This is a genomic window from Micromonospora sp. DT41 (assembly GCF_049841715.1).
In the GTDB taxonomy this organism is placed as follows: Bacteria; Actinomycetota; Actinomycetes; order Mycobacteriales; family Micromonosporaceae; genus Micromonospora; species Micromonospora profundi.
The window spans coordinates 66270-90393 of sequence record NZ_JBNCKU010000009.1; the positions used below are offsets into that span (position 1 = coordinate 66270).

General features: G+C 72.3%; 18 protein-coding genes and 1 pseudogene. 8 read left to right on the forward strand and 11 right to left on the reverse strand.

Annotation, left to right across the window (positions count from 1 at the left end; all coding sequences use genetic code 11):
- Positions 1-83: 83 nt before the first annotated feature.
- Positions 84-851: an esterase/lipase family protein gene (locus ACLQ23_RS18260; RefSeq protein ID WP_355592906.1), complete on the reverse strand. Its 768-nt coding sequence runs from the start codon at positions 849-851 to the stop codon at positions 84-86.
- 204 nt (positions 852-1055) lie between these two features.
- Here ACLQ23_RS18260 and ACLQ23_RS18265 point away from each other — a divergent pair, with 204 nt between their 5' ends.
- On the forward strand, positions 1056-2411 hold the full coding sequence (locus tag ACLQ23_RS18265) for a pentapeptide repeat-containing protein (RefSeq protein WP_355632178.1): 1356 nt from the start codon (positions 1056-1058) through the stop codon (positions 2409-2411).
- 4 nt (positions 2412-2415) lie between these two features.
- On the opposite strand, the gene ACLQ23_RS18270 is transcribed toward ACLQ23_RS18265, so the two are convergent.
- On the reverse strand, positions 2416-2997 hold the full coding sequence (locus ACLQ23_RS18270) for a TetR/AcrR family transcriptional regulator (RefSeq protein ID WP_209273180.1): 582 nt from the start codon (positions 2995-2997) through the stop codon (positions 2416-2418).
- A gap of 215 nt (positions 2998-3212) precedes the next feature.
- On the opposite strand from ACLQ23_RS18270, the gene ACLQ23_RS18275 reads away from it, so the two are divergent.
- The 4 genes from ACLQ23_RS18275 (at position 3213) to ACLQ23_RS18290 (ending at position 6811) form a co-directional block, all read left to right on the forward strand.
- A complete protein-coding gene (locus tag ACLQ23_RS18275; protein WP_355632181.1) occupies positions 3213-4679 on the forward strand; it encodes an MFS transporter in 1467 nt (488 codons plus the stop codon).
- A gap of 104 nt (positions 4680-4783) precedes the next feature.
- Positions 4784-5761 carry an SEC-C metal-binding domain-containing protein gene (locus tag ACLQ23_RS18280; RefSeq protein ID WP_425880871.1) on the forward strand — a complete coding sequence of 326 codons (978 nt, stop codon included), beginning with the start codon at positions 4784-4786 and terminating at the stop codon, positions 5759-5761.
- A gap of 106 nt (positions 5762-5867) precedes the next feature.
- Complete coding sequence (locus ACLQ23_RS18285) at positions 5868-6335, forward strand: nitroreductase family deazaflavin-dependent oxidoreductase (protein ID WP_425880872.1); 468 nt, start codon at positions 5868-5870, stop codon at positions 6333-6335.
- Positions 6336-6403: 68 nt separating this feature from the next.
- The gene (locus ACLQ23_RS18290) at positions 6404-6811 is read left to right on the forward strand and encodes a hypothetical protein (protein WP_355592916.1); all 408 of its coding nucleotides are present in this window, start codon (positions 6404-6406) and stop codon (positions 6809-6811) included.
- A gap of 14 nt (positions 6812-6825) precedes the next feature.
- Here the strand turns inward: ACLQ23_RS18290 and ACLQ23_RS18295 are convergent, their stop codons facing one another.
- Positions 6826-7230 carry a hypothetical protein gene (locus tag ACLQ23_RS18295; protein ID WP_425880873.1) on the reverse strand — a complete coding sequence of 135 codons (405 nt, stop codon included), beginning with the start codon at positions 7228-7230 and terminating at the stop codon, positions 6826-6828.
- The gene (locus ACLQ23_RS18300; protein ID WP_355592919.1) at positions 7227-7538 is read right to left on the reverse strand and encodes a hypothetical protein; all 312 of its coding nucleotides are present in this window, start codon (positions 7536-7538) and stop codon (positions 7227-7229) included. The genes ACLQ23_RS18295 and ACLQ23_RS18300 overlap by 4 nt, the downstream gene beginning before the upstream one ends.
- 114 nt (positions 7539-7652) lie before the next feature.
- Here ACLQ23_RS18300 and ACLQ23_RS18305 point away from each other — a divergent pair, with 114 nt between their 5' ends.
- On the forward strand, positions 7653-8726 hold the full coding sequence (locus ACLQ23_RS18305) for a phosphotransferase family protein (RefSeq protein WP_425880874.1): 1074 nt from the start codon (positions 7653-7655) through the stop codon (positions 8724-8726).
- Here ACLQ23_RS18305 and ACLQ23_RS18310 read toward each other — a convergent pair.
- The 3 genes from ACLQ23_RS18310 to ACLQ23_RS18320 all read right to left on the reverse strand — a co-directional run bounded on the left by ACLQ23_RS18310 (position 8696) and on the right by ACLQ23_RS18320 (position 13109).
- On the reverse strand, positions 8696-9574 hold the full coding sequence (locus ACLQ23_RS18310; RefSeq protein WP_355632200.1) for a hypothetical protein: 879 nt from the start codon (positions 9572-9574) through the stop codon (positions 8696-8698). The two genes, ACLQ23_RS18305 and ACLQ23_RS18310, sit on opposite strands and share 31 nt — an antisense overlap.
- 2 nt (positions 9575-9576) lie before the next feature.
- Positions 9577-12156, reverse strand: coding sequence for an FtsK/SpoIIIE domain-containing protein (locus tag ACLQ23_RS18315; protein WP_425880875.1), 2580 nt, complete (start codon positions 12154-12156; stop codon positions 9577-9579).
- Between the two features lie 155 nt (positions 12157-12311).
- A complete protein-coding gene (locus tag ACLQ23_RS18320) occupies positions 12312-13109 on the reverse strand; it encodes an SGNH/GDSL hydrolase family protein (protein WP_355592927.1) in 798 nt (265 codons plus the stop codon).
- A gap of 201 nt (positions 13110-13310) precedes the next feature.
- Here ACLQ23_RS18320 and ACLQ23_RS18325 point away from each other — a divergent pair, with 201 nt between their 5' ends.
- Entirely contained in the window at positions 13311-14843 is a 1533-nt protein-coding gene (locus ACLQ23_RS18325; RefSeq protein ID WP_355632710.1) for a M1 family metallopeptidase, read from the forward strand.
- Between the two features lie 396 nt (positions 14844-15239).
- On the opposite strand, the pseudogene ACLQ23_RS18330 reads toward ACLQ23_RS18325, so the two are convergent.
- The 3 genes and pseudogenes from ACLQ23_RS18330 to gltB all read right to left on the reverse strand — a co-directional run.
- Positions 15240-15626: pseudogene (locus tag ACLQ23_RS18330) on the reverse strand (hypothetical protein); the annotation flags it as partial.
- 96 nt (positions 15627-15722) lie between these two features.
- Positions 15723-17261, reverse strand: coding sequence for a glutamate synthase subunit beta (locus ACLQ23_RS18335; RefSeq protein ID WP_425880876.1), 1539 nt, complete (start codon positions 17259-17261; stop codon positions 15723-15725).
- Positions 17254-21939 (reverse strand): glutamate synthase large subunit, encoded by a 4686-nt coding sequence (gene gltB / locus ACLQ23_RS18340; protein WP_425735520.1) that lies wholly within the window; start codon positions 21937-21939, stop codon positions 17254-17256. The genes ACLQ23_RS18335 and gltB overlap by 8 nt, the downstream gene beginning before the upstream one ends.
- 144 nt (positions 21940-22083) lie before the next feature.
- Here gltB and ACLQ23_RS18345 point away from each other — a divergent pair, with 144 nt between their 5' ends.
- Positions 22084-22929 carry a GNAT family N-acetyltransferase gene (locus tag ACLQ23_RS18345; protein ID WP_355592935.1) on the forward strand — a complete coding sequence of 282 codons (846 nt, stop codon included), beginning with the start codon at positions 22084-22086 and terminating at the stop codon, positions 22927-22929.
- A 5-nt stretch (positions 22930-22934) separates the two neighbouring features.
- Here ACLQ23_RS18345 and ACLQ23_RS18350 read toward each other — a convergent pair whose 3' ends face one another.
- Entirely contained in the window at positions 22935-24122 is a 1188-nt protein-coding gene (locus tag ACLQ23_RS18350; protein ID WP_355632718.1) for an FAD-dependent oxidoreductase, read from the reverse strand.
- Positions 24123-24124 lie beyond the last annotated feature (2 nt).

The window sequence follows — 24124 nt, forward strand, 5'->3', positions numbered from 1 at the left end:
TTTGTTTTTTTTTTTTTTTTCCGGGTTGTTTGAGTTACTTTGGGGGGGGGGGGGGGGGCCGGGGCGCCCCCCCCCCACGCCGGTCAGACCGCCAGGCAGTTGGGTCGCACCGGGCCGTCGGCCAGGGCGCCGCGCACGATTGTGTACGCGGTACCGTCGAGCACCAGGCCGAGGTGCCCCACGACCCGCAGCGGGCAGTACGTCTGGATCAGCACGTTCGTCGCCCCGTCGTTGACGGCGGCGTTGCCGGTGGGACGGACCAGCTCGTCCTGGAGGGTGCGGACGGTGGTGTAGCGCACCGCGCCCGGCGTGTCGTCGCCGGCGTTCAGATCGGCGAGGAACGCCGAGCCGATGCTCATCTGCTGGCAGGCGACGACTCCGGCGCAGCTGCCGAGGCCGAGGAACGCAACGATGTTCGCCACGTACGTGCCGTAGTGCGGTGTGCCGAGGCTGACGTACCTGCCGATGGTGGCAGTGCCGCCGAGTCGTTTGAGGTAGTAGCGGCTGACCAGGCCACCTTCGGAGTGGGCGACGACGTCCACGGTGGAGGCTCCGGTGCTGGCACGTACCTGCTCGACGTAGCCTGCGAACGCGCGGGCGGAGGCCGGGATGTCACCGAGGCCGAGGCCGGGCAGTTGGTAGATGAAGGTCCGGTAGCCGTCGGCGCGCAGCCGGTTGGCGATCGGCTCGTACGCGACGGCGATGCCACTGAGCCCGCCCACCACGATGACGGTTCTGGCCGCCGCCGCTGCGGCCGGCGCGGGAGCGGGGGCGGCTGCCGCCGGGGTGGTGGTGGCGAGGACGGCGGCGGTGGCGAGGGTAAGGGCGAGGGCGGTCTTTCGGAGCAGCATGGCGGCACCTCTGGGGGGAGGCACCCGGCGAGCCGGGCAGGTGGGTGGGGTGTCCGGTCGACCGTGCGACGATGATGCCCGCAACAATTTGGAAACGTCAATGGCTTGTTACGCGCGGGTAACCCGTTGTGCCGCCGGGGGTGCAAACGGGCATAACCACCAAGCTCCATATCGGACGGAGTTGGTGGCTGGCATGCTGTGGCCGTGGCTGCGGACGAACCTCCCGAACGCCAACTGCGGGTGATGCCGTGGTGGCTGGTCCTGGTCGGCCTGCTGGCCGCCGTCGCCTTGGGCTGGCTGGTGCTCGATCTGCTGCTCACCGAAGCCGACCGGGCCGGCCAGCCGGACACCCGCGCCACGCTGCGCATCGACGCGATCCGTACCGGGCTGACAGTGGTCGCCGGCACCGGCGGTGGCCTGGCCCTGCTGCTGGCAGCACGCCGCCAGTGGATCGCCGAGCGCGCGCAACGGCATCAGGAGAGCGTGGCCGCCCGCGACCAGGCCCACCGCGACCGGGTGCAGGCGCACGCCGAGTCCGTTGCCGAGGCCGCGCAGCTCCACCAGGACCGGCAGTCCCGGTCAGCCGAGCACGACGCCGTCGAACGCCGGCTCACCGAGCTGTACACCCGCGCTGTCGAACTGCTCGGCAACGACAGCGCTGCCGTACGCCTCGGTGGGCTGCACGCCCTGGAACGCCTCGGGCAGGACAATCCGGCGCAGCGGGCGACGATCGTAGCGGTGCTGTGCGCGTACCTGCGGATGCCGCCGCCGGACGACGAGCCGCGCGAGACGGAGGTCCGGCGCACCGCGCAGCGCGTTCTGACCCGGCACCTGCGCGCCGACGCCGCGGACCACTGGCCGGACGTCGTGCTGGACCTGACCGGTGCCGCGCTCGTCGACTTCGACGCGGCCGGCTGCACTCTCGTCGACGCGGACTTCACGCGTGCGGTGTTCACCGGCGTGACGAGCTTCGCGGGCGCGACGGCGCGGGGGCCGCTGCTGTTCGGGGCGGCGACTTTCGACAACGTGGTCTTCGACGGCCTCGACGCCGACGGGGAGGTCGTGCTGGACGGTGCCCGGTTCGCCGGTTCGGCGGACTTCGAGGGCGCCGCGTTCGACGGGCTGTCCTGCCGGCGGGCCAGCTTCGCCGGCCCGGCCTCGTTCCGGTGGGCGAGCTTCGGCCAGCCGACAAGCTTCGACGCGACACGCTTCGAGGACGCCGTCTCGTTCCGGGAGGCCACGTTTGTCGGGGCGCTGTCGATGGAGCACACCGAGTTCGGGGCGTCGGCCAGCTTCCACGCCACCCGTTTCACGAGCATGGCGCTGTTCCGCTGGACGGTGTTCGGCGCGGAGGCGCTGTTCGACGGTGCCCGCTTCACCGACGCGGCGAACTTCGGCCGCGCCAGGTTCCACAGCATGGCAAGCTTCCGCGACGCCCAGTTCAGCCGGCCACCGCAGGTCGAGCAGGCTCGGGCGGTGGTCGACAGCGGTCACCGCTGGCCGGCGGGAACTGTCGTCGACCAGCTCGACGACGAGTGGCTGCTACTCGTCGACCGTTGAGCGGTCAGCGGGTCAGGGCCGGGGGCCGCAGCCCGTCGAGGGCCACGCCGAGCACCCGGTCGCGCTGCCCGGGTGAGGGGAACTGGGCCATGGTGAGGCCACTGATCAGCCGCAACACGTCGTCGAATCCGATGTCGTCGCGCACCACGCCGGCAGCCTGCGCGCGGCACATCAACGGCTCGCCGGCCGCGTAGATCTCCGTACGGCAGGTCCGGAAGATCTCCGAGTCGTGCAGCAACTGCTCGGCGAGCGCCCGCTTGGTGGCGGCGTACGCGACGAAGCGGTGCAGCCACGCGACGAAAGCGTCCCACGGGGGCAGTTCGGCGAAGTCCTCGGCGGAGCGGCTGAGCGCCCGGACCTCCTCGACGTAGACGGCCTCGAAGAGGTGCTGCCGGGTCGGGAAGTTGCGGTAGAGCGTGCCGATGCCCACCCCGGCACGCCGGGCCACGTCCTCCAGGGAGGCGGTCGCGCCGTTCTCGGCGAACGCGTCGCGCGCGGCGGCGATCAGGGCGTCGTAGTTTCGCCGCGCGTCGGCCCGTTTGGGTCGCCGTGCGAAGACCTCGGGCATCGGTCCGCCGCTGGACATGACGTGGGTCACCTCACCGTTGCAAGCGGAGGCAGTCCTCCGCTAAGTTATTGGAGGCACCCCTCCGTAAATCCCGGAGGCTTGCCTCCGCTTAGCTTACCCCGGGCCCACCCGATCCGTCTGGCCACCCGACCGCCCGGGGGCCCGCCGCCTCCGCCTCCAGACCGCAGGCCCAGAAATCTCGTTCCGTACGCAACCAGGGGAGTTCCCTTCTCGTGGCAGTGACCTCCCGACGCAGCTCGCGTCGGCTCACCTTCACCGTGCTCGCCGCTGGCGCCGGGTTCTTCGCGATGCTCCAGTCGCTGATCACGCCGGTGCTGCCGACCATCCAGCAGGACCTGCACACCTCCCAGAACACAGTGACCTGGATCCTCACCGCGTATCTGCTCTCCGCCTCGATCTTCACGCCCATCCTCGGACGGATCGGCGACATGGTCGGCAAAGAGCGGATGCTCGTCGTCTCGCTCGCCGCGCTCGCCCTCGGCTGTCTGGTGGCCGCCGTCGCGCCGAACATCGGCGTGCTGATCGTCGCCCGGGTCGTGCAGGGCATCGGCGGAGGTGTCTTCCCACTGTCGTTCGGCATCATCCGCGACGAGTTCCCCGCCGCCCGGGTCTCCAGCGCGGTCGCCGCCATCTCGGCGGTCGTCGCCGTCGGCGGTGGGCTCGGCGTCGTGCTCGCCGGCCCGATCGTGGACTCGCTGAACTACCGCTGGCTGTTCTGGATCCCGATGGTCGTTGTCGGGTTGACAGCCGTGGTCGCCTACCTGTTCGTGCCGCCGTCGCCGGTACGCCGCCCCGGCCGCGTCGACTGGCGCGCCACCCTCCTGCTCTCCGGCTGGCTTGTCGCGCTACTCCTGCCCATCAGCCAGGGCGGGGCATGGGGCTGGACCTCCGCCTGGGTGCTCGGCCTGCTGGCGCTCGCCGTGGTGCTGCTTGTCGGCTGGCTGGTCGCCGAGGTGCGCTCGCCCAACCCACTGATCGACATGCGGATGATGCGCCTGCCCGGCGTCTGGACCACGAACCTGGTCGCCCTGCTCTACGGCGCGTCGATGTTCTCCGTGTACGCGTTCCTGCCGCAGTTCGTGCAGACCCCGACAGTGGCCGGCTACGGCTTCGGCGCCACCATCGGCCAGTCAGGGCTGCTCCTGCTGCCGATGCTCGTCGCGATGTTCGTCGCCGGGCTCGCCGCCAGCCGCCTTCAGGCGGTGTTCAGCGCGAAGGCGCAGCTCGCCACCGGCGCCATGTTCAACGTGGTCGCCGCCGCGATGCTGGCCGTCGCGCACGACGCCCGCTGGCAGATCGGCATCGCCGGTGGCCTCATGGGCCTCGGTATCGGCCTGGCCTTCGCCTCGATGGCGAACCTGATCGTCGCCAGCGTGCCCGCCAACCAGACCGGCGCGGCGACCGGCATGAACGCCAACATCCGCACCATCGGCGGCGCGATCGGCGCGGCCGTGGTCAGCGGAGTGATCACCGCGAACCCGCAGGCCAACGGACTTCCCCGGGAGGCCGGCTTCACCACCGGGTTTCTCGTCCTCACGGGGATCGCACTCGCCGCCGCGCTCGCGGCCCTCGCCGTCCCGTCCGCCCGGCGGGCGTCGGCCGATCGCCGGCCGACCACCACGACGGTCGTCGAGTCGGAAGTAGCCGGCGAGTTGGCTCCCGTACACGCGACCCGCTGAGCGCACCGGAGCCCACGGCGGCCCGCCGTCGCGGGCTCCGGCGTTGCCCGGGGGTACGCTTGCCGCTTTCCCGCCCACCGCTCGTCGCCGTCAGGAATGCGCCCATGTCCGAACTGCTGACCGCCGACCGGATCGAAGAGATCGGCGCCCGGGGCCTTGACAGCCCGGATCCGGCCGCGCTGGCCGCCGAGCTGGTAAGCGCCGTCGACGAGGGACGGGTCGCCGACCCCGACGACACCGGGTACGCGCTGCTTGTCGCGGTTGACATCCTGAAGCAGGCCGGCGACCTCGCCGACGCGCTCGCACTGGCCACCCGCGCCATCGCCGAACAGCCCGACGAGAACGCGTACGCCCGCGCGGTGCGCGGCGGCCTGCTGCTGCGCCTCGACCGCGAGGACGAGGGCCTTGCCGAGCTGACCGGGCTGCGTCCCCTGCTGGAGACCAACCCCGACGCCACGTACCTCATCGACGAGCTGTCCGAATCCGGCCACGCCGAGACGGCGCTGGAATGGATCACCGGGGCGCTCGACGCGATCCTGGAACGGACCCGCACCCAGCAGCACACCTCCGAGGACGCGCAGGACGAGGCCGCCGCCATGATCTACGGCCTGGCTCAGCAGCGACACGACCTACGCGAGGAGATGGGTCTCCCCCACGACGAGTACGACAACCTCGCCGACCGGCTACGCGCCGCGAGCAACCACGCCCTCGAAGCGCTCGACGACGGCCCGGCGACGCTGCTGTTCTGGCCGGAGGCCGAGTTCACCGCGTTGCTGAAGCGCTGGCCCGCGCTTGTCGACAGCTACCCGAAGACGTGGGACGAGCATCGCGCCCAGATCGAACGCGCGCTCACCGAGGCGTCCGGGCTGGGCGGCGCGGACCTGGGCGTGGTCGCCGGCACCGTCGAGGGCCTGGCTGCCTTCGCCGGCGACGACCCCGTCAACGAGGAAACCCTCGACGGGTACGCCGACAGCCTCGACGAGGTGAGCCTGACGTCCTGGCCGCCCGGCCGCAACGACGCCTGCTGGTGCGGATCGGGCGCGAAGTACAAGAAGTGCTGCCTGCCGCGCTCGCGCACCTGATCTGCACGGGCCTACGCCCCGCACGACGTGGCCACACCACGCGACCCTCCACATATGATCGACAGGGCTGATCGACAGGCCCCGGTTCGATGACGGAGGCGATGGCGTGACCGCGCAGGACCAGCACGAGACGATCGAGGACAGCCCGGTCGGCTGGGTCGCCAGCCACATCCGACGCTACGTCGAGACCGACGGTGCCGACGGGGGCACTTTCCACGGCGTACCTTCGCTGCTGCTCACCACCCGCGGACGTCGGTCGGGCAAGCTGCGCCGCACCGCGTTGATGTACGGCCGCGACGGCGACGACCACGTGCTTGTCGCATCCAACGGCGGCGCTGCCAGGCACCCCGCCTGGTACCTGAACCTGAGCGCCGACCCGGCGGTGGAGGTCCAGGTCGGCGCGGAACGGTTCGCCGCTCGGGCCCGTACGGCGACCGCCGAGGAGCGGGCCCGGCTGTGGCCGGTGATGACCGAGGTCTTCCCGACGTACGCCCGCTACGAGAAGGAGACCGACCGCGAGATCCCGGTCGTCATCATCGAGCGCACGTCCACGGAACAACCCACGATCGATTGATGGATGTGAGCGCCGTCGACGGATACGGTGACCGCAGGTAAGCAGCCACTCCTGACAGGAGAACCGCCGTGCGCCGCATCACCACCACCATCGCACTGCTCGGGTTGTCACTGTTCGCCCTGCTGACGCCGTCGCCGGCGAGCGCGGCGAGCACCCTCGAAGTCACGTCCGCGACCCTCGTCGCGAAAGGCGTCGCCCTGGACGTCACCCTCACCGTCACCTGCCCGGCCGGCATGTCCGGCGGCACCGAGCTGATCATCAGGCAGCGCTCGGGCAACACCGTGGCGTACGCCTCCGGTTGGGCACCCCTCTCCTGCTCCGGTGAGCCGCGAACCGCGTCCGGCCGGGCGTGGGTGGCAGAGGGTGGACGCGTCCTGCACAACGGCGAGGCGCTGATCGGCGGAAACGCCGAGGTCTGCGGCGACAACGGCTGTGACTACGCGAACTTCGAACAGACGATCCGCATCACCCGCTGAGCCGGCCGGACGCTCTAGCCGGGAAAGCGGATGACCGGCAGGTCACCGCCGTCGCCGTACGCCTTACCCTCGCTGGTCAGCACCGAGGCGTCATGCTCCAGGACAGCCATCACGGCGGCGGCAAGGTCGACCCGACCGGTGACCACGCGCCAGTACGCCAACTCCTGCCAGTCCTCACCCCAGGTCGGCAGCACCGCGCAGGCGGGACGTTCGAGCAGCCGGTGCAACACCGCACGATCGCCCGGATCGTCCACCAGCGCCAACACCTCGGCCGCCACCACCGCCGGCACACCGAACCGGACCCCGTCGTGGGCAACCTCGTGGAGGGGCTCGGCGACGTCCATGGACCCGGCCACGTAGGCCAGCAGCGCGGACCGATCCAATATCAGCCGGACCGACGGCGCGTCGGCACTCGTCATGCCGCCGGGGCTTGGCTGCCGGAGCCGTCGAGCAGGTCGGCCGCCGCGCGGCGGGAACGGTCACGCAGCGCGGCGCGTCGACCAGGCGACCACTCCTGTTCGACGTGAGCCCGTTGGGCCCTGGCGCGGGCCTGTCCCTCCGCCGTCACGGTCATGCCCCGACGGGCCAACTCGGCGTCGAGATCCTCGGCGCGCATCCGTGCCCGGATCGTGTCGACGACGTACGCGCTGGCGTTGGGCTCACGCTCCAAGCGCTCAGCCACATCCTGCGGAAGCGAGAACGACTTCTTGCTCACCGATCCGGTCATACCAGGAAGCCTATCGAATCGCACCGCCTGTCGACAGCGACACGAGCGGGGCGATGATTTTCCGACGGTTCTGGCACTCTGACGGGCGTCACGACGGGGAGGCGGGCACGACAGGTGGAAGGGCTCAGCCGCACCCAGCGGTCACTGGACCGCGATCAGGTGCAGTGTTTCGTCGAGGCGTCCTTCGGCGCGGACCGCCGGGTGGTGGACTGCGGGCGGCTCGAAGGGGGCGGCTTCGCGACGGTGTGGCAGGTGGCGCTCGACGACGGGCGCGCTGTGGTGTTGAAGGTGGCGCCGCCGCCCGACGCACCGCTGCTGCGCTACGAGCAGGGCCTGTGCGGGGCCGAAGCCCGGTATTTCCACCTGGTGGCCACGTACGCGCCGCAGGTGCCGGTGCCACCGCTGCTGTACCACGGCAACGATCCGGACCTCGGCGAGTGGCTGGTCAGCGGCCTGTTGCCGGGACGGTCGCTCTGGGAGTGGTCGGCGTCGGAGCGGCACCTCGACGATTCCCCGGCCCGCTACGACTTCGGCGCCGCGATCGCCGCCCTGCACCGGGTCAGCGGCGACCGCTACGGGTACGACGGCGGCCGAGCCAGCGGCGTGACGTGGCGCGAGGCCTTCGCCGCCATGCTCGACGGCCTGCTCGCCGACGCGGTGGACTGGGACGTGCCGCTGCCCACCTCGCCGGCACGGATCCGGGAGCTGCCCGAGCGGTACGCGTCAGCTCTGGACGAGGTACGCCGGCCGGCGCTGCTGCACTTCGACGGTTGGGACGGCAACCTGCTCGCCGAACCCGAACCCGAACCCGGAGCTGACGCCGCTGGCACCCTGCGCCTGCGCGGAATAGTCGACGGCGAGCGGTTCCTCTTCGGCGATCCGCTGATGGACCTGGTGTCCCCAGTGCTGTACCGGCGGATCGAGGACGACCCCGACCACCCGTTCCTGCGGGGCTACCGCGCCGCCGCGCCCGACCCGGTGGTCTTCGACGAGGCCGCCCTGCGACGACTCAGCCTCTACCGCCTGCACCTGTACCTGTTGATGACAGTCGAGATGCCCAGCCGGGGAATCACCAGGGAGAACCACCCGGACCGGTTCGAGCGCCTGGCTGACCTGCTGGATCAGGAGCTGACCGAGCTGGGGCGGGCCGGGAGCGCTCAGCGCAGCGCGCGGAACAGCAGCAGGTAGGCGCAGTAGCCCAGCGGCACCAGCAGGAAGCAGATCAGAAACCCCAGCGGCAGGTAGCGCGGTGGGGTTCCGGCCACCGTCTGGGCCCTCCCCCACCGGCCCAGCACCAGGTATCCGCCGAAGAACGCCAGCGCCGGCAGCCCGGCACAGATCCACGCGCCGAGGGTGAAGCCGTCGACAAGGCCGACCCCGGAGGCGAGCACAAGCGTCAGCATGAGCACCCCGGCGGCCGCCCCGCAGCCGGCGTAGACGGCGACCGCCCGCGCCAGCGGCGACCACGTCGGCAGCAGCGCCGGCCGCTGGGCCAGCAACTCGGCCTGCTGCCCGTGCCGGTCCGCCTCGTCGGCCATCCGCCGCGCCAGCTCCAGCTCCATCGCCGGGTCGACCGCCGCCGCGCGCTGCGCCGGCACCCCGACGCCCGCCGGGCTCGCCGCCGTCGGCAGGGCCAGCCGCGCCTCGGGCATCTGGGGGTACGCCTCGACACCCGACCGCCCCGGCGGGCCGGCTGCGCCGGCGGACCCGCCGTCCCCCGATCCGGGTGCGGTGGGCGGGCCGGGCCAGGTGGCGGAGGACCCGGTTGCCGGTGGCGGGCCGAACGGGGCGCCCGCACCCGACGTGGGCGCGTCGTTGCCCGGCCCGGGTGGCGGGCCGGCCGGCGGCTGGTCGATGCCGATCGCGCGGCCGAGCTGGTCGAGGCGGTGCCCCTGGGCGGTCAGCCGCTGGTGCAGGTAGTCGGCGGTGGCGTGCAGGTCGCGACGGCGTTCGGACTCGGCAGCGGCGTCCCGCTCGCCGGTGCGGCGCTGCTCGGCGAGCTGTCGGGCCAACGCCGCGTACTCCTCGAAGGACACCGTCACCGCTCCCCGTCCGGCTCGTGCCCGTCCCGGGCGAACGGCACGATCAATCTGGTCCGCTGGTCGTGCCTGTCGACAAGCAGGGCCCGGTCGGCGCGCGGCGTGTAGGCCAGGTCGTGCACCCCCAGGTGCAGGGCCAGCTCCGGACCGGGCACGTTGAGCGCGACGAGGCAGGCGACGTCGTCGCGGTTCTGCGTGCCGCCGAGGTCGTCGGCGAGCCGGCGCAGCCCACGCCACCAGCCGAGCAGGTGCACACCCTGGGCGGGGCCGTGGCGCAGCAGGGTACGCAGGTCGTCCAGGCCGGAGCGGAAGGTCACCGGGTCGGCCGCCGTGAGGGCCGGCGCGGCGGCGTCCATGCCGAACACCACAAGGTATTCGCGCCCGGACGACTCGGCGGCCAAGGCGGCGATCCGGTCACGCAACCCGGCGGTGTCCAGGCGGTGCACCGGGTGACCGGCGGCCCGCAGGGCGGCTTCGGTCTCGTCGGCGACCGGGTCGGCGGCGCTGACCAGCGAGGCGAGCTGGAACCGGGCGTCGCCGGGGGTGTGCTGGCGGGCCAGGCTGAGTGTGGCGGCGCGCAGCACGTCCGCGCCGCCCGGTGTGGTGCCGACGACGGCGAGGTGCCGGCCCGGGGTGCTGTCCATGAGGAAGAGCGCTGTGGTGCCGTGTACGTCGACAGTCCGGCCGACAAGGGCCATCGGGCGGCGGCCACCGGGGCGCAACCCGGTGAACGTGGGATCGTCCTCGACGCGCGCCGCCTCGTACCCCTTGAAGACCGCCGGTGCGCGCGAGCCCTGCGGGCGTGCCTGCCACAGCTCGTGGCGCAGCGCGGTGAGGTCGGCGGCGGCGGCGTGCGCGTCGGGGAAACGCAGCACCGTGTCGGCGCCTACCGCGCCGGCTGCGGTGTTGACAACGGCGGAGCCGATCGGCAGGGCCGCCGCCGCGTCGTTGAGCGGGTCGAGCACCCCACCCCCGCCGGGCAGCGCCACCCGCAACGCGAACTGCCCGAAGATCGCCTCGGCCCGCCCGTAGAGCGCCTCGATGCCGGTCATGCTCTGGCTGGCCAACACCAGGTGCACGCCGTAGGAACGCCCCTTGCGGGCCAACTCCTCCAGCAGGTCGACGGATTCGCGGGCAAGCGCGTCGTTGCCGGCGAGCAGTACATGGAACTCGTCGATGACGGCCACGATGCGCGGCAGCGCGTTGGCCGGGGGCAGGTCGGCGAGTTTGGTGACGCCGTGCCGTTTGAATGTGGTGGCCCGACGCTGTGCCTCCCGGCGCAGTTCACGAAGGACGGCGAGGCCGTACTCCCGGTCGGATTCGATGCCGACGGCGCGGGCGTGCGGCAGCCAGGACGGGTCACGCCCGGTGGGCACGAACTCGGTGAAGCTGACGCCCTCCTTGAAGTCCAGCAGGTAGAGCTGAAGCTCGGCCGGTGAGTAGCGGGCGGCCAGCCCGTAGAGGACGTCGAGGAGGAAGACCGTCTTGCCGGCACCGGTGCGCCCGCCCACCAGCCAGTGCGGGGTGGCGTCGTCGAAGGCGACAGTCAGCGGAGTGTCGAAGGCACCAGTCAGCGGGGTGCTGACGGCTGCGGTCAGCGGGCCGGAGCCGGCACGGCCGATGACGGTCCGCAGGCCGTTGCCTGCGGATTCGGCCCAGCGCCGCTCGGGCAGCAACTCGGCGAAGGGCAGCGCTTCGGTGCGGCGGGCGGCGGCGCCGAGGTGCTCGGCGAGCGCGCGTACCGAGGCGGGAGGCGGATCGCCGTCGAGCCGCACGGGTGCGGCGAGGCCCTGGCCGTCGGCGCTGAACGGGGTGCCGGGCGGATCGCCGACGTGCGCGTACCCCTCGAAGAGCCGGATGGCGGTGGTGCCGCCCAGCGGCGGCGAGGTCTCGCCGGGCAGCCGGGAGGGGTGGCCGGCGAGCAGCACGCAGACGGCGGCGGCCGGGCCGGCGTGGGTGAGCGCGGCGAGTCGCGCCAGCTCGCGCGGCGGTGGGGCGGCGGTGGCCACCACGAGCAGCAACCGCCGGGTGTGCGGTTCGGCGTGCTGCGCGGCGCGGGCGTGCCGTTCGGCGGCGTCCAGCAGGGCGCTCACCTCGGCGTCGGCGGTGGCCGGCGGGTCGAGGACGCCGGCGTCGAGCAGCGGGCGCAGCGGGCCGAAGGTCGCGCCCAGCGCGGTGGTGTCGATGCCGGCGACCCGGACGTGGCCGGGCGGCGCGGTGGCGACAACCCGCAGCACCAGCGCCCGCAGCAGCGCGGCGACCCGGCCGTCGCGGGCGTCGGTGTCCAGGGCGAGGTGGTGACCGCCGCCGAGTGGCACGAGCACCGGGAAACCGCCGTCCGGTGTGGACGCCTCGCCGACGCGCACGGGGGCCGGCACGTCGGTCAGCCCGGTGGCCCCCGGGGTGGGAGTGGCAAGCGCGCCGCCGAGACGCGCGAGGCGCGCCACCAGGTCGGACTCGCCGGACTGTGTGGTCGGGGGCGGCGCCACGCCGAGCGCGCCCCGGGCGGTGTCGAGGTGGACGCGGGCCGCCCGGTGGGCGGTGACCGCCTGCCCGTACGCCGACGCGAGCCTGCCCACGCTCTGCCTCCCACGCCACGGCCGTCCGGTTCGCCGAAACCCTAACGGACGGCGGTGACACCGGCACAGTACCGACGCGGCGCACACGGTTCGGGTCGGCGCGCGGCGGTCGACGGTCCGCGGTGGACCGTCGACCGCCAGGCACTGTGTGCGGGTCAGCCGGTGACCGCGTTCAGCGCCGGCAGGTAGCCGTAGCGGTAGCCGTCGGCGTCCGGGTGGTAGGCCTCGATGATCCCCGAGATGTCGTTGATCCACGGGTCGCCGGCGCAGACGCCGTGCCCGGAGAAGTAGCCGCGGGTGTCGGCGAAGGTGGCGCCGGCCGCGCTGGCCCGGCTCGCGGTGACCGAGGCGAGCACGTCGGCCGCCTCGTTGAGGATGGTGCGCTTGTAGGTGCTCATCGCCAGCAGACCGCAGGAGTTCGTCTCGAACAGGCGCGGGTAGCCGAGGACGATCAGTCGGGCGTTGGGCGCCCGGTTGCGGATTGCGGCGTACGTGGCGTCGAGCCGGGCGGGCAGCGTCGAGGTGGCGAAGGTCTTTGCGGTGTTGACGGCGTTGGTGCAGGACGACGTGCTGCCGAACCGGCAACTGGTGATGACGTTTACGAAGCCGGCGTCGTTGCCACCGATGGTGATCGTGACAAGTGTGGTGCTGGCGCTGAGCGCACTCACCTGGTCGTTGAGGACGTCGGCGGTGACCGCGCCGCCACAGGCCCGGAAGTTGAAGCTGGTCACGCCGTGGGCGGCCGCCCAGAGCGGGGCGTACGACTTCTGGCTGCGCAGGCAACCGGACGTGTCGTACGGGCCGGCGCCGACACCTGAGGAGTAGGAGTCGCCGAGCGCGACGTAGTTGACGGCGGCAGCCTGCGCGGTGCCGGGAACCAGCACGGCGCCGAGGGCGGCGGCGAAGAGGGCGACAAGCGCGGCGAGGGCGCGGGCCAGCGGGCGGTGGGGCATGACGGACCTCCACAGGACAGGGGTGGTGGGATCCTGCGACCGCGCGCGTGGCCAGGGACGGAACAGTTGTTACTAGGCGGTAATGCTAGCGAAACATGCAGATCAATGGAATAGCTCGTCAGCACCGCGCGGCGGGCCAGCGACGTTCACGGTCGTCGATTAGGTTGGCCTGGCGAACACTCGATGGAGGGAGTCCACCCGGTGCGACGAATCCTCACGGCGGCCACCGCCGCCCTGACCCTCACCACCGCCGGCACCATGCTCGCCGGCACCCCCGGCCAGGCCGCGCCGACCGCCTGGGGGCGGCCCAGCGTCATGGTCGCGCCGCAACCCGGCGCGCCCGGCCTGGGCGACAGCTATTTCCCCGACTACGGCAACGGCGGCTACGACGTCTCGCACTACGACGTCCGGCTGCGCTACGAGCCTGCCACCGACCTGCTCACCGGCACCACAACGATCCTCGCCACCGCGACACAGGACCTCTCCCGGTTCAACCTGGACTTCCTGCTCGACGTCGAGTCGGTGCGGGTGAACGGCTGGGAGGCCAGCACCAGCACCGAGGGCGCGCACGAGCTGGTGGTCACCCCGGCCCGCACGATCACCCGGGGCCAGCAGCTGACGATCGTGGTGCGCTACAACGGAATCCCGTCCGAGACGCTCATCGGCGGCTACACCGGCTGGACGCGCACCGACGACGGGGCGCTCGCTGTCAACGAGCCCGAGTCGGCCTGGTGGTGGTTCCCGAGCAACGACCACCCCCTGGACAAGGCCACATTCGACATCTCCGTCTCGGTGCCCACCGGCGTCGAGGTGATCAGCAACGGCGTGCAGCCCCGGCCACCGCTGGCCGAGCCCGGCAACCGCACCCGGTGGATCTGGCGGACCACCTCCCCCACCGCCACCTACCTGGCCTTCATGGCCATCGGCCAGTACGACATCGTCACCGACACCACGCCCGGCGGCCAGCCGGTGATCAACGCGTACAGCACGTCGTTGGGCGCGCTCGGGCCGGCCGCGCGGGCCAGCATCGAGCGGACCGGCGAGATCGTCGACTGGTGCAGCGGGATCTTCGGCCCGTACCCGTTCGAGGCGCAGGGTGGCGTGGCCGGGCCTGTCGACGGCATCAGCTTCGCCCTGGAAACGCAGACCCGACCGGTGTACGGCCCGGGCTTCTGGCGGCGCGGCGCCAACACGTACGTGGTGGTCCACGAGAACGCCCACCAGTGGTTCGGTGACTCGGTGTCGGTGACCGGGTGGCGCGACATCTGGCTCAACGAAGGCTTCGCCTCGTACGCCGAGTGGCTGTGGTCGGAGGAGCAGGGCGAGGGCACCGCGCAGGAGGTCTTCGACTTCACCTACGCCAGCTACCCGGCCGATTCGGAGTTCTGGCAGGTGCTGCCGGGCGACCCGGGTGCGGCACGGATCTTCGACAACGCCGTCTACGACCGGGGCGCGATGGCCCTGCACCAGCTCCGGCTGGCGGTCGGCGACGATGCGTTCTTCGCGATCCTGCCGGCCTGGACCGCCGAGCATCGCTACGGCAACGGCACCATCGCGCAGTTCCAGGCCCTCGCCGAGCGGATCTCCGGACTGGACCTGGACGACCTCTTCACCACCTGGCTGTTCACCGCCGGACGGCCCGACGTGGCAGGTGTCGCCCGCAAGGCCAGCCCGCCCACCGAGCCGAAGTCCTGGGCCAAGATCCGCGAAGCCCACGACCTGCTGTCGCACTAGCTAGTCCCTCAACCTCGACCGTCGACCTCGACCGTCGACTCGGAAGGCCCGCCGCCGCACGCGGCGGGCCTTCCGCACGTCCAACCTGGACCTTCAACGGAACGGCCGCACCTTTAAGCACCCCACAGCCCGCACCGGCTCGTCGCCGTCCCCAGCCCGGTGCTGCCGCCGGCTCGGTGGCATCCCCACACATCCTTTGCTCTGCTTCAACTGACGCAACAAAAATCGTGATCGACTGTTGCGTGGGTTGAAGCAGAGCAAAGGACGCGCGCAGATGCCCCCGGGCGGGCGGGATCGTCACGGGTGGTGAGCCCGGCTCGGCCCGGGCTTGCGTCAGCGGCAACCCCGGCGTTGGCGGGCGGGACCGCGGGGCAGGCGGGCGAGGCGGGCGGGCGCCTACCGTCCCAAAGTTGCCGGGGCACCTGCCGGCTCGGCCATGCTCGCTTCGACGGCACGGATGTGCCGGTAGGCGAACCAGAGCGGCGGGAACGCCCCGACGGCGAAGGACAGGTCGACAAGCGTCCAGAACCAGGGGATGTCGCGGATCGGGCCGCAGATCAGCGCCAGCGGGACGATGCCCGCGCAGGCGATCATGCCGACCTGCACCACCCAGACGTTGCGCACCGGGTCACGCAGCGGCCCCCAGAACGTCACCGCCAGCACCAGGTGGGCGAAGGCCAGCCAGTCGGTGCCGTACAGCAGGAAGGGATAGTCCTCACCGGCTGTCACGAGCCCGGTGTGGACCCGCTCGATCCAGTTGACCAGCGCCGGCAGGTGCCCTGCCCCGTAGGAGGGCAGCCGGGGGTGACCGCTGTCTCAGCCGGCCAGCGGGCAGAAGCTGCCGCGCCGGCCGGACCGTGACCTGGTTACGCCCTGGGATCAGCGAGCGGCGAGGGCCTGCGCGGCCGGGCCGACCGGTGCCGGCAGCGCCCCCGCACCACCCAGGAAGCCGTGGATGGCGGCGGCCACCGCACGACCCTCGGCGATGGCCCAGACGATCAGCGAGGCTCCCCGGTGCATGTCGCCGGCCACGAACACGCCGTCGACGTCGGTCTGCCAGTCGTCGCGGGCGTCGATCGCACCCCGGGAGTTGCGGGTCACCCCGAACTGGGCCAACAGCGGCTGCTGCTCGGTGCCCTCGAAGCCGATCGCCAACAGCACCAGATCCGCCGGCAACTCCCGCTCGGAGCCGGGCACCACTGTGACCACCCGTCGACCGTCGTGCTTCTCCACAGTCACCTCGGCGATCCGGACCGCCCGCACCTGACCGGTGCCGTCGTCCACGAACTCCTGCACCGCCACCGCGAAGACCCGATCGCCGCCCTCCTCGTGCGCCGGGTAGCTGCGCAGGACCCACGGCCAGGTCGGCCACGGGTCCCGTGCCTCGTCGCGCTCGCCGGGCGGCTGCGGGTACAGGTCGAGCTGGTGCACGCCCGCGGCACCCTGCCGGTGCGCGACACCGAGGCAGTCAGCGGCGGTGTCACCGCCGCCGATGATCACCACGTGCTTGCCGGCCGCGTCGATAGGAGTGCCGTCCGGCAGCACCGCGCGGGCCGTCCGGCCCTCGCCGGTGGTGACAGCGCCGTCAGGCTTGTCGGTGCCCGCTGCGGCGACCGCACGATTGGCCGCGACCAGATGCGCCATCGCCTGGTGTACGCCCCGCAGCGCCCGCCCCGGGGTCTCCGGAGTGTCCCGGCCCTGCAACGCGCCGCAGGCCAGCAGCACCGCGTCGTGCTCGGCGCGCAACTGCTCGGCGGTGACGTCCACGCCGACGTTCACACCGGTGCGGAAGCGCACCCCCTCGGCGGAGAGCTGCGCCAGCCGGGCGTCGATGTGCCGCTTCTCCAGTTTGAAGTCCGGAATGCCGTACCGGAGCAGACCACCGATCGCGTCGTCGCGCTCGTACACAGTCACCGCGTGACCGGCGCGGGCCAGTTGCTGGGCGGCGGCCAGGCCCGCAGGCCCGGAGCCGACCACAGCGACCGACCGGCCGGACGGCGGCGGTACCGGCAGCGGCGTCAGGCCACGCGCCGCGGCGGCGTCGGCGATCTCCACCTCCACCTGCTTGATGGTCACCGGCTGCCCGCCGGCGATACCCAGCACGCAGGCCGCCTCGCAGGGCGCCGGGCAGAGCCGGCCGGTGAACTCCGGGAAGTTGTTGGTGGCGTGCAGCGACTCCACTGCGGCGTCCCAGCTACCGGTGCGGACCAGGTCGTTCCAGTCCGGGATCCGGTTGCCCAGCGGACAGCCGTCGTGGCAGAACGGGATGCCGCAGTCCATGCACCGGGTGGCCTGCTCGCGGACCAGTTCCTCGCCGGCCGGTGGGTACACCTCACGCCAGTCGCTGATCCGCACCGACACCGGGCGGCGGGCCGGCAGTCGCCGGTCGTAGCGCAGGAAACCGTTCGGGTCAGGCACGGGCCACCTCCTGGGCGACCACCCGCGAAGCGGGCGGAACGGGCGCGGCAGAGGGTGCGCTGAGCGCGCCCATCACCGCGTCGTCGACATCGCGGCCGGCGGCTTCGGCGGCCCGCATGATCTCCAGCACCCGGCGGTACTCGCGGGGCACCACGGCGGTGAACTCGGCCACCGCCTCCGGCCAGCGCTTGAGCAACTCCTCGGCGACCGACGAGCCGGTCTCGGCCACGTGCCGCTGGACCAGTTCGTGCAGCAGCGCCTGCTCCTGCTCACCCAGCGGCGTCAGGTCGACCAGCTCCGCGTTGACCCGGGCCCGGTCCAGCCGGTGCACGTACGCCGTACCGCCGGACATGCCTGCGGCGAAGTTACGGCCGGTCGCGCCGAGCACCACCACCGTCCCGCCGGTCATGTACTCGCAGCCGTGGTCGCCCACACCCTCGACCACTGCGACAGCGCCGGAGTTGCGCACCGCGAACCGCTCCCCCACCCGGCCCCGCAGGAAGACCTCACCGGCGGTGGCCCCGTACAGGATGGTGTTGCCGGCGATGATCTGGTCCTCGGCGCGCTCGCCCGGTGTGGCGTCGGCGTCGAGGAACGGCGCGGCGGCGTCCGGGCGGACGACGATCCGCCCACCGGAGAGGCCCTTGGCCACGTAGTCGTTGGCGTCGCCGTGCAGCCGCAGGGTCACCCCGTGCGGCAGGAACGCGCCGAACGACTGCCCGGCGGTGCCGTGCAACACGAACTCGATGGTGTCGTCGGGCAGCCCCTCGCCACCGAACCGGCGGGTCACCTCACCGCCGAGCATCGCCCCGACGCTGCGGTGCTCGTTGCGCACCGCCACCTCGACCCGCACCGGCGCACCCGCGGACAGGGCTGGCTGCGCGAGCGCGATCAGCTCGTTGTCCAGGGACTGGTCCAGGCCGTGGTCCTGGGCGCGTACGCCACGGCGGGCCGCGCCGGCGGGCAGCTCCGGCAGGTGCAGGACCGGCGCGAGGTCGAGCCCGTGCGCCTTCCAGTGCGTCACCGCCGGGGCCACGTCGAGCAACTCGGTCTGCCCGATCGCCTCCTCGATCGACCGGAAGCCCAGCTCGGCCAGGTAGCCGCGGACCTCCTCGGCGAGGAACAGGAAGAAGTTCTCCACGAACTCAGGGGTGCCCGTGTACCGCTCCCGCAGCACCGGGTTCTGGGTGGCGATGCCCACCGGGCAGGTGTCCAGGTGGCAGACCCGCATCATCACGCAGCCGGAGACGATGAGCGGCGCGGTCGCGAAGCCGAACTCCTCAGCGCCGAGCAGCGCCGCGATCAGCACGTCCCGGCCGGTCTTGAGCTGGCCGTCGACCTGCACCGTGACCCGGTCGCGCAGCTTGTTGAGCAGCAACGTCTGCTGCGCCTCGGCGAGCCCCAGCTCCCACGGGGTGCCGGCGTGCTTGAGCGAGTTCAGCGGGGACGCACCGGTGCCGCCGTCGTGACCGGAGATCAGGATGACGTCGGCCTTGAGCTTGGCCACGCCCGCGGCGACGGTGCCCACACCGACCTCGCTGACCAGCTTGACGTGCACCCGGGCGGCCGGGTTGACGCACTTGAGGTCGTGGACCAGCTGGGCGAGGTCCTCGATGGAGTAGATGTCGTGATGCGGCGGCGGCGAGATCAGGCCCACGCCGGGGGTGGCGTGCCGGGTACGGGCGATCCACGGCCAGACCTTGTTGCCGGGCAGTTGGCCACCCTCGCCGGGCTTGGCGCCCTGGGCCATCTTGATCTGGAGGTCGTCGGCGTTGACAAGGTATTCGCTCGTCACGCCGAACCGGCCGCTGGCGATCTGCTTGACCGACGAGCGGCGCAGCGGGTCGTGCAGCCGGTCGACGTCCTCGCCGCCCTCGCCGGTGTTGGACTTGCCGCCGAGGCGGTTCATCGCGATGGCGAGCGTTTCGTGCGCCTCCGCCGAGATCGACCCGTACGACATGGCGCCGGTGGCGAACCGCTTGACGATCTCGGTGGCCGGCTCGACCTCCTCGATCGGCACCGCCGGACGGACCCCGGTACGCAGGGTGAACAGCCCGCGCAACGAGCCGGCCTGCGCGGCGAGAGCGTCGACCTTCGCCGTGTACTTCCGGAAGACGTCGTACTGCCGACTGCGGGTGGCGTGCTGGAGCAGGAAGACCGTCTCCGGGTTGAACAGGTGCAGCTCACCTTCACGGCGCCACTGGTATTCGCCGCCGACCTCCAGCCGGTCGGAGACCGGGGTGCCGGCCGGCGGCCAGGCCTGGGCGTGCCGGGCGGCCACCTCGGCGTGCACACCCGCAAGGCCCACCCCGCCGATGCGGCTGGGCGTGCCCCGGAAGTAGCGCTCGATCAGCCGGGTGTCCAGCCCGACCGCCTCGAAGACCTGGGCACCGCAGTACGACGAGACAGTCGAGATGCCCATCTTCGACATGATCTTCAGGACGCCCTTGCCGAGCCCCTTGGCGTAGTTGCGCACCGCGACGGCCGGCTCGACGCCGGTCAGCGCGCCGGTGGCGATCATGTCCTCGACCGACTCGAACGCCAGGTACGGGTTGACCGCCGCCGCGCCGTACCCGATCAGGACAGCCGCGTGGTGCACCTCCCGGCAGTCGCCGGACTCCACGATCAACGCCACCTGCGTACGGGTCTGCTCACGCACCAGGTGCTGGTGCACTGCGGCGGTCAGCAGCAGCGACGGGATCGGCGCGAGATCGGCGTTGGAGTCCCGGTCGGAGAGCACCAGGATGCGCACGCCGTCCTCGATGGCCTCGGAGACGTGCCGGCAGATCTCGGTCAGCCGGGCCTTGATGCCTGCGGCGCCCTCCCGGACCCGGTACAGGCCGGAGACCCGGACCGCTTTGAAGCCGGGCAGGTCACCGTCCTCGTCGATGGAGAGGATCTTCGCCAGCTCGTCGTTGTCGATGATCGGGTGCGGCAGCACGATCTGCCGGCAGCTCGCCGCGTTCGGGTCGAGCAGGTTGCCCTCCGGCCCGATCGTCGACGCCAGGCTGGTCACCAGCTCCTCGCGGATGGCGTCCAGCGGCGGATTCGTCACCTGGGCGAAGAGCTGGTGGAAGTAGTCGTAGAGCAGCCGCGGCCGGGTGGACAGCGGCGAGATCGGGGTGTCCGTTCCCATCGAGCCGATCGGCTCGGCACCGGCACGGGCCATCGGCGCGAGGAGGATCTTCAGCTCCTCCTGCGTGTAGCCGAAGGTCTGCTGGCGGCGGCGGACCGAGTCGTGGGTGTAGACGGTGTGCTCGCGAGCCGGCAGGTCGTCCAGCTCGATCAGCCCGGCGTGCAGCCACTCGCCGTACGGCTGCGCGGCGGCCAACTCGGACTTGATCTCGTCGTCGTGCACGATCCGGCCGGCGGCGGTGTCGACGAGGAACATCTTTCCCGGCTGGAGCCGCCCCTTGGCGACCACGTGGGCCGGGTCGAGGTCGAGCACGCCCGCCTCGGAGCCCAGCACGACAAGGCCGTCGTCCGTCTGCCACCAACGCCCCGGGCGCAGCCCGTTGCGGTCCAGCACCGCGCCGACGATCTCGCCGTCGGTGAACGCCACCGACGCCGGCCCGTCCCACGGCTCCATCAGGCTCGCGTGGAAGCGGTAGAAGGCCCGCTTGTCCGGCTGCATGCCGGGATCGTTCTCCCACGCCTCGGGGATCATCATGAGCACCGCGTGTTGCAGGCTCCGCCCGGCCAGGTGCAGCAGCTCCAGGACCTCGTCGAAGTTCGCCGAGTCCGAGGCGGCAGGGGTGCAGACCGGGAAGACCCGCCGGATGTTGCCCGGTAGGTTCGGCGAGCGCAGCAGCGCCTCACGGGCCTGCATCCAGTTGCGGTTACCGCGGATCGTGTTGATCTCGCCGTTGTGGGCGATGAACCGGTACGGGTGCGCCAACGGCCAGGACGGGAACGTGTTCGTGGAGAACCGGGAGTGCACGAGCGCTATCGCGCTGTCCACCCGCTCGTCGCGCAGGTCCGGGAAGAACTCCGGCAGCTGATCGGGCGTGAGCATGCCCTTGTAGACGATGGTCCGGCTGGACAGCGACGGGAAGTACGCCGGCACGCCCCGCTCGGCGCTCTCCCGCTCGGCCTGCTTACGCAGGCAGAACGCCACCCGGTCCAGGTCGATGTCGCGCAGCGGGGTGCCGGCCCGGCCGGCGGGCGAGTCGGTGAGCCGACGTGCGGCCAGGAAGACCTGCCGAACCCGGGGCATCGCCGCCAGGGCGGTCTCGCCGAGCCCGGACGGCTCCACCGGCACGTCCCGCCAGCCGAGGACGTCGGCCCCCTCGACCACCGCGTACTTCTCGATGACCCGGCGGGCGCGAGCCTCGTCGTCGTCGTTGTCGGGGAGAAAGACCAGGCCGGTGGCGTACTCGCCGGCAGGCGGAAGCTTGATGTCGGCCACCGCGCGCAGGAACGCGTCCGGGACCTGGATCATGATGCCGGCCCCGTCGCCGGTGTTGGGCTCCGCGCCGCGGGCGCCGCGATGGTCCAGCCGGCAGAGCGCTCCGAGCCCGTTGGCGACGACCGAGTGTGAGCGTCGGCCGTGCAGGTCCGCTACGAAGGCCACCCCGCAGGCGTCGTGCTCATGCGCCGGGTCGTAGAGCCCCTGCGCGGACGGGCGGGGGCCGGGCGTCGGCAAAGCCTGCGGGCTCTGCGGGTACGGAAAGGCCACCGGGCCTCCTGTCGTCACTCAGGTCTGATCATGGTGAGGGACGACGTCGGCCCGGGGTCTATTGAGTCTACGTTAGGGCGGTCAGCGCAAGGCCAGTCAAGATTGATCACACCGCCCAGAGTCTGGGACGTGTAGTCTCGCGCGGTGGATTCGCTACACAAAGACGTCTTCGACCGGTTGGAACGCTTCTACGACGCCGTGCCCCGGGACGTCGCCGCTGTGGAGGACCACGGTGCGCTTGTGCTGTTCGTCCGCGAGGGCCCCGGTTGGCCGTTCTACGCCCGACCCCGGATCGACGCCGCTGAGCCGCCGTCCCTGGCCGACATTACCTCGGTACGGGAGCGACAGCGGAAACTGGGCCTGCCGGAGGCCCTCGAGTGGGTGCACGAAACCACACCTGAGCTGCTGGCGGTGGCCCGCTCGGCGGGGCTGAACGTGCTTGAGGCACCACTGATGGTGCTCGATCCGGCCGCGCTGCCGGACCCGGCGACGCTGTCCGACGTACCGGTGCGGGTGCTGGCTGCGGACTCACCGGACTTCGCCGCCGACGTCGCGGCCCGGCGGGCGGTGGCCGCCGTGGCGTTCGGCGCCCCCGGCACCGCGCCCGGCGAGGCCGGACCGGCCGAGCGGGACGCGGCCGTCACCGAGTTGGAGCTGGCCGCGCTGGAAGAGGAGCGTGCCCGGATCGCCGATGGTCGGCGGATCTCCGCGTTGGCCGGCACGCCTACGGAGGGCGCGCTGGCAAGCGGCATGGCGATGCGTGTGGACGACGTGGCGGAGATCGCCGGGGTGGCCACCCTGCCTGCCGCCCGTCGGCGCGGGATGGGCGCCGCGCTGACCGCCGCCCTCGCCCGGGACCTGCTCGCCGCCGGCACCGACCTCGTGTTCCTGTCCGCTGGCAGCGAGGAGATCGCCCGCGTCTACCTGCGGGTGGGCTTCCGCCGGATCGGCACCGCCTGCATCGCCGAACCCACCGCCCTGATCCCCTGAACCGGTCAGGCCGGCGGACGCCACTGGGCTGCGGACGCGGCGGTGCTGGAGATCAGCCGCGAATTGATCGTGCCGAGTGCGGCGTCCCGGGCGCGCAGCGCCAGCCGGCCCCGGGTCTGGAGCACCGCCGACATGCGCCGGGTCTGTCGGACCACTGACGCCGCCCGGGGACGGCGCACCCGGTCGTACGCCTGCACGGCGTCCGGCAACCGGGCCTCACGCAGCAGGGAGGCGAGTGTGGCGGCGTCCTCGAATGCCAGACACGCGCCCTGGCCGAGGTGCGGCGGCATGGCGTGCGCCGCGTCGCCGAGCAGCACCACACCGCCCGGCCCGACCGGAAAGCCGTACGCGCGGGGCAGCGGGCGCAACTCCCGAACCTCCTGCTGGACGAGGTCGGCCGGGTCGGTGGCGTCGAGCAGGTCGGCGATCGGCGCCGGCCAGCCCGCGTACCAGCGGCGCAGCAGCGCGAGCTGGGTCTCCGGCGGCTCCGGGCGGGGAGCGCCGGCCGCGGTGGCCACCCAGTAGATGCCGCCCCGGGTGGAGCCGCCCGACGAGCCGCGCTCGCCCAGCGAGGCGGCCACGAACCGGTAGCCCGCGCCGAGGAACTCACCGGCGATCGGCTGGTCGGCGGGCAGTCGAGGTGCGCGGTACCAGGGGATGACGGCCCGCCAGGCGGCGCAGCCGGAGCTGACCACCCCGGACTCGGGTGCCAACTGGCGGCGGATGACGCTGTCCGTGCCGTCCGCGGCGACCACCAGGTCGGCCTCGATGGTGTGCCGCCCGTCGTTGACGCCCGGGCGCTCCCCCGGCTCGACCCGGACGTGGCGCACTGTGACACCGGTACGCAGTTCGACACGGTCACCGAGCCCGGCGATCAACGCGTCGTGCAGGTCCTCCCGGTGCACCACCACCGGCATCCGCTCGACCGACGTCGGTCGAGGCTGCACAAGCCAGTGCCCGTCCGGGCGGCGGACCCCACCGTCGGGCAGCGGGGTGGCGATGGCGGCAAGGCCGTCGCCGCGACCGAGGGCCTGCAACGCGCGTACCCCGTTGGGCCAGAGCACGACGGCGGTCGGCTCGGGGCGGACCCGCTCTGCGCGGTCCAACAGGGTGACCTGCCACCCGGAGCGGGCCAACGCGCCAGCGACCGCGAGGCCACCGACCCCGGCACCGACCACCACCGCGCTTCGCATCG

Bases quoted from the DNA above. Each gene is read 5' to 3' on its own strand.
- ACLQ23_RS18320 (WP_355592927.1), bottom strand. From the start codon at position 13,109: ATGCCCCACCGCCCGCTGGCCCGCGCCCTCGCCGCGCTTGTCGCCCTC.
- ACLQ23_RS18350 (WP_355632718.1), bottom strand. From the start codon at position 24,122: ATGCGAAGCGCGGTGGTGGTCGGTGCCGGGGTCGGTGGCCTCGCGGTC.
- ACLQ23_RS18300 (WP_355592919.1), bottom strand. From the start codon at position 7,538: ATGACCGGATCGGTGAGCAAGAAGTCGTTCTCGCTTCCGCAGGATGTG.
- ACLQ23_RS18280 (WP_425880871.1), top strand. From the start codon at position 4,784: ATGTCCGAACTGCTGACCGCCGACCGGATCGAAGAGATCGGCGCCCGG.
- ACLQ23_RS18295 (WP_425880873.1), bottom strand. From the start codon at position 7,230: ATGACGAGTGCCGACGCGCCGTCGGTCCGGCTGATATTGGATCGGTCC.
- ACLQ23_RS18270 (WP_209273180.1), bottom strand. From the start codon at position 2,997: ATGTCCAGCGGCGGACCGATGCCCGAGGTCTTCGCACGGCGACCCAAA.
- ACLQ23_RS18260 (WP_355592906.1), bottom strand. From the start codon at position 851: ATGCTGCTCCGAAAGACCGCCCTCGCCCTTACCCTCGCCACCGCCGCC.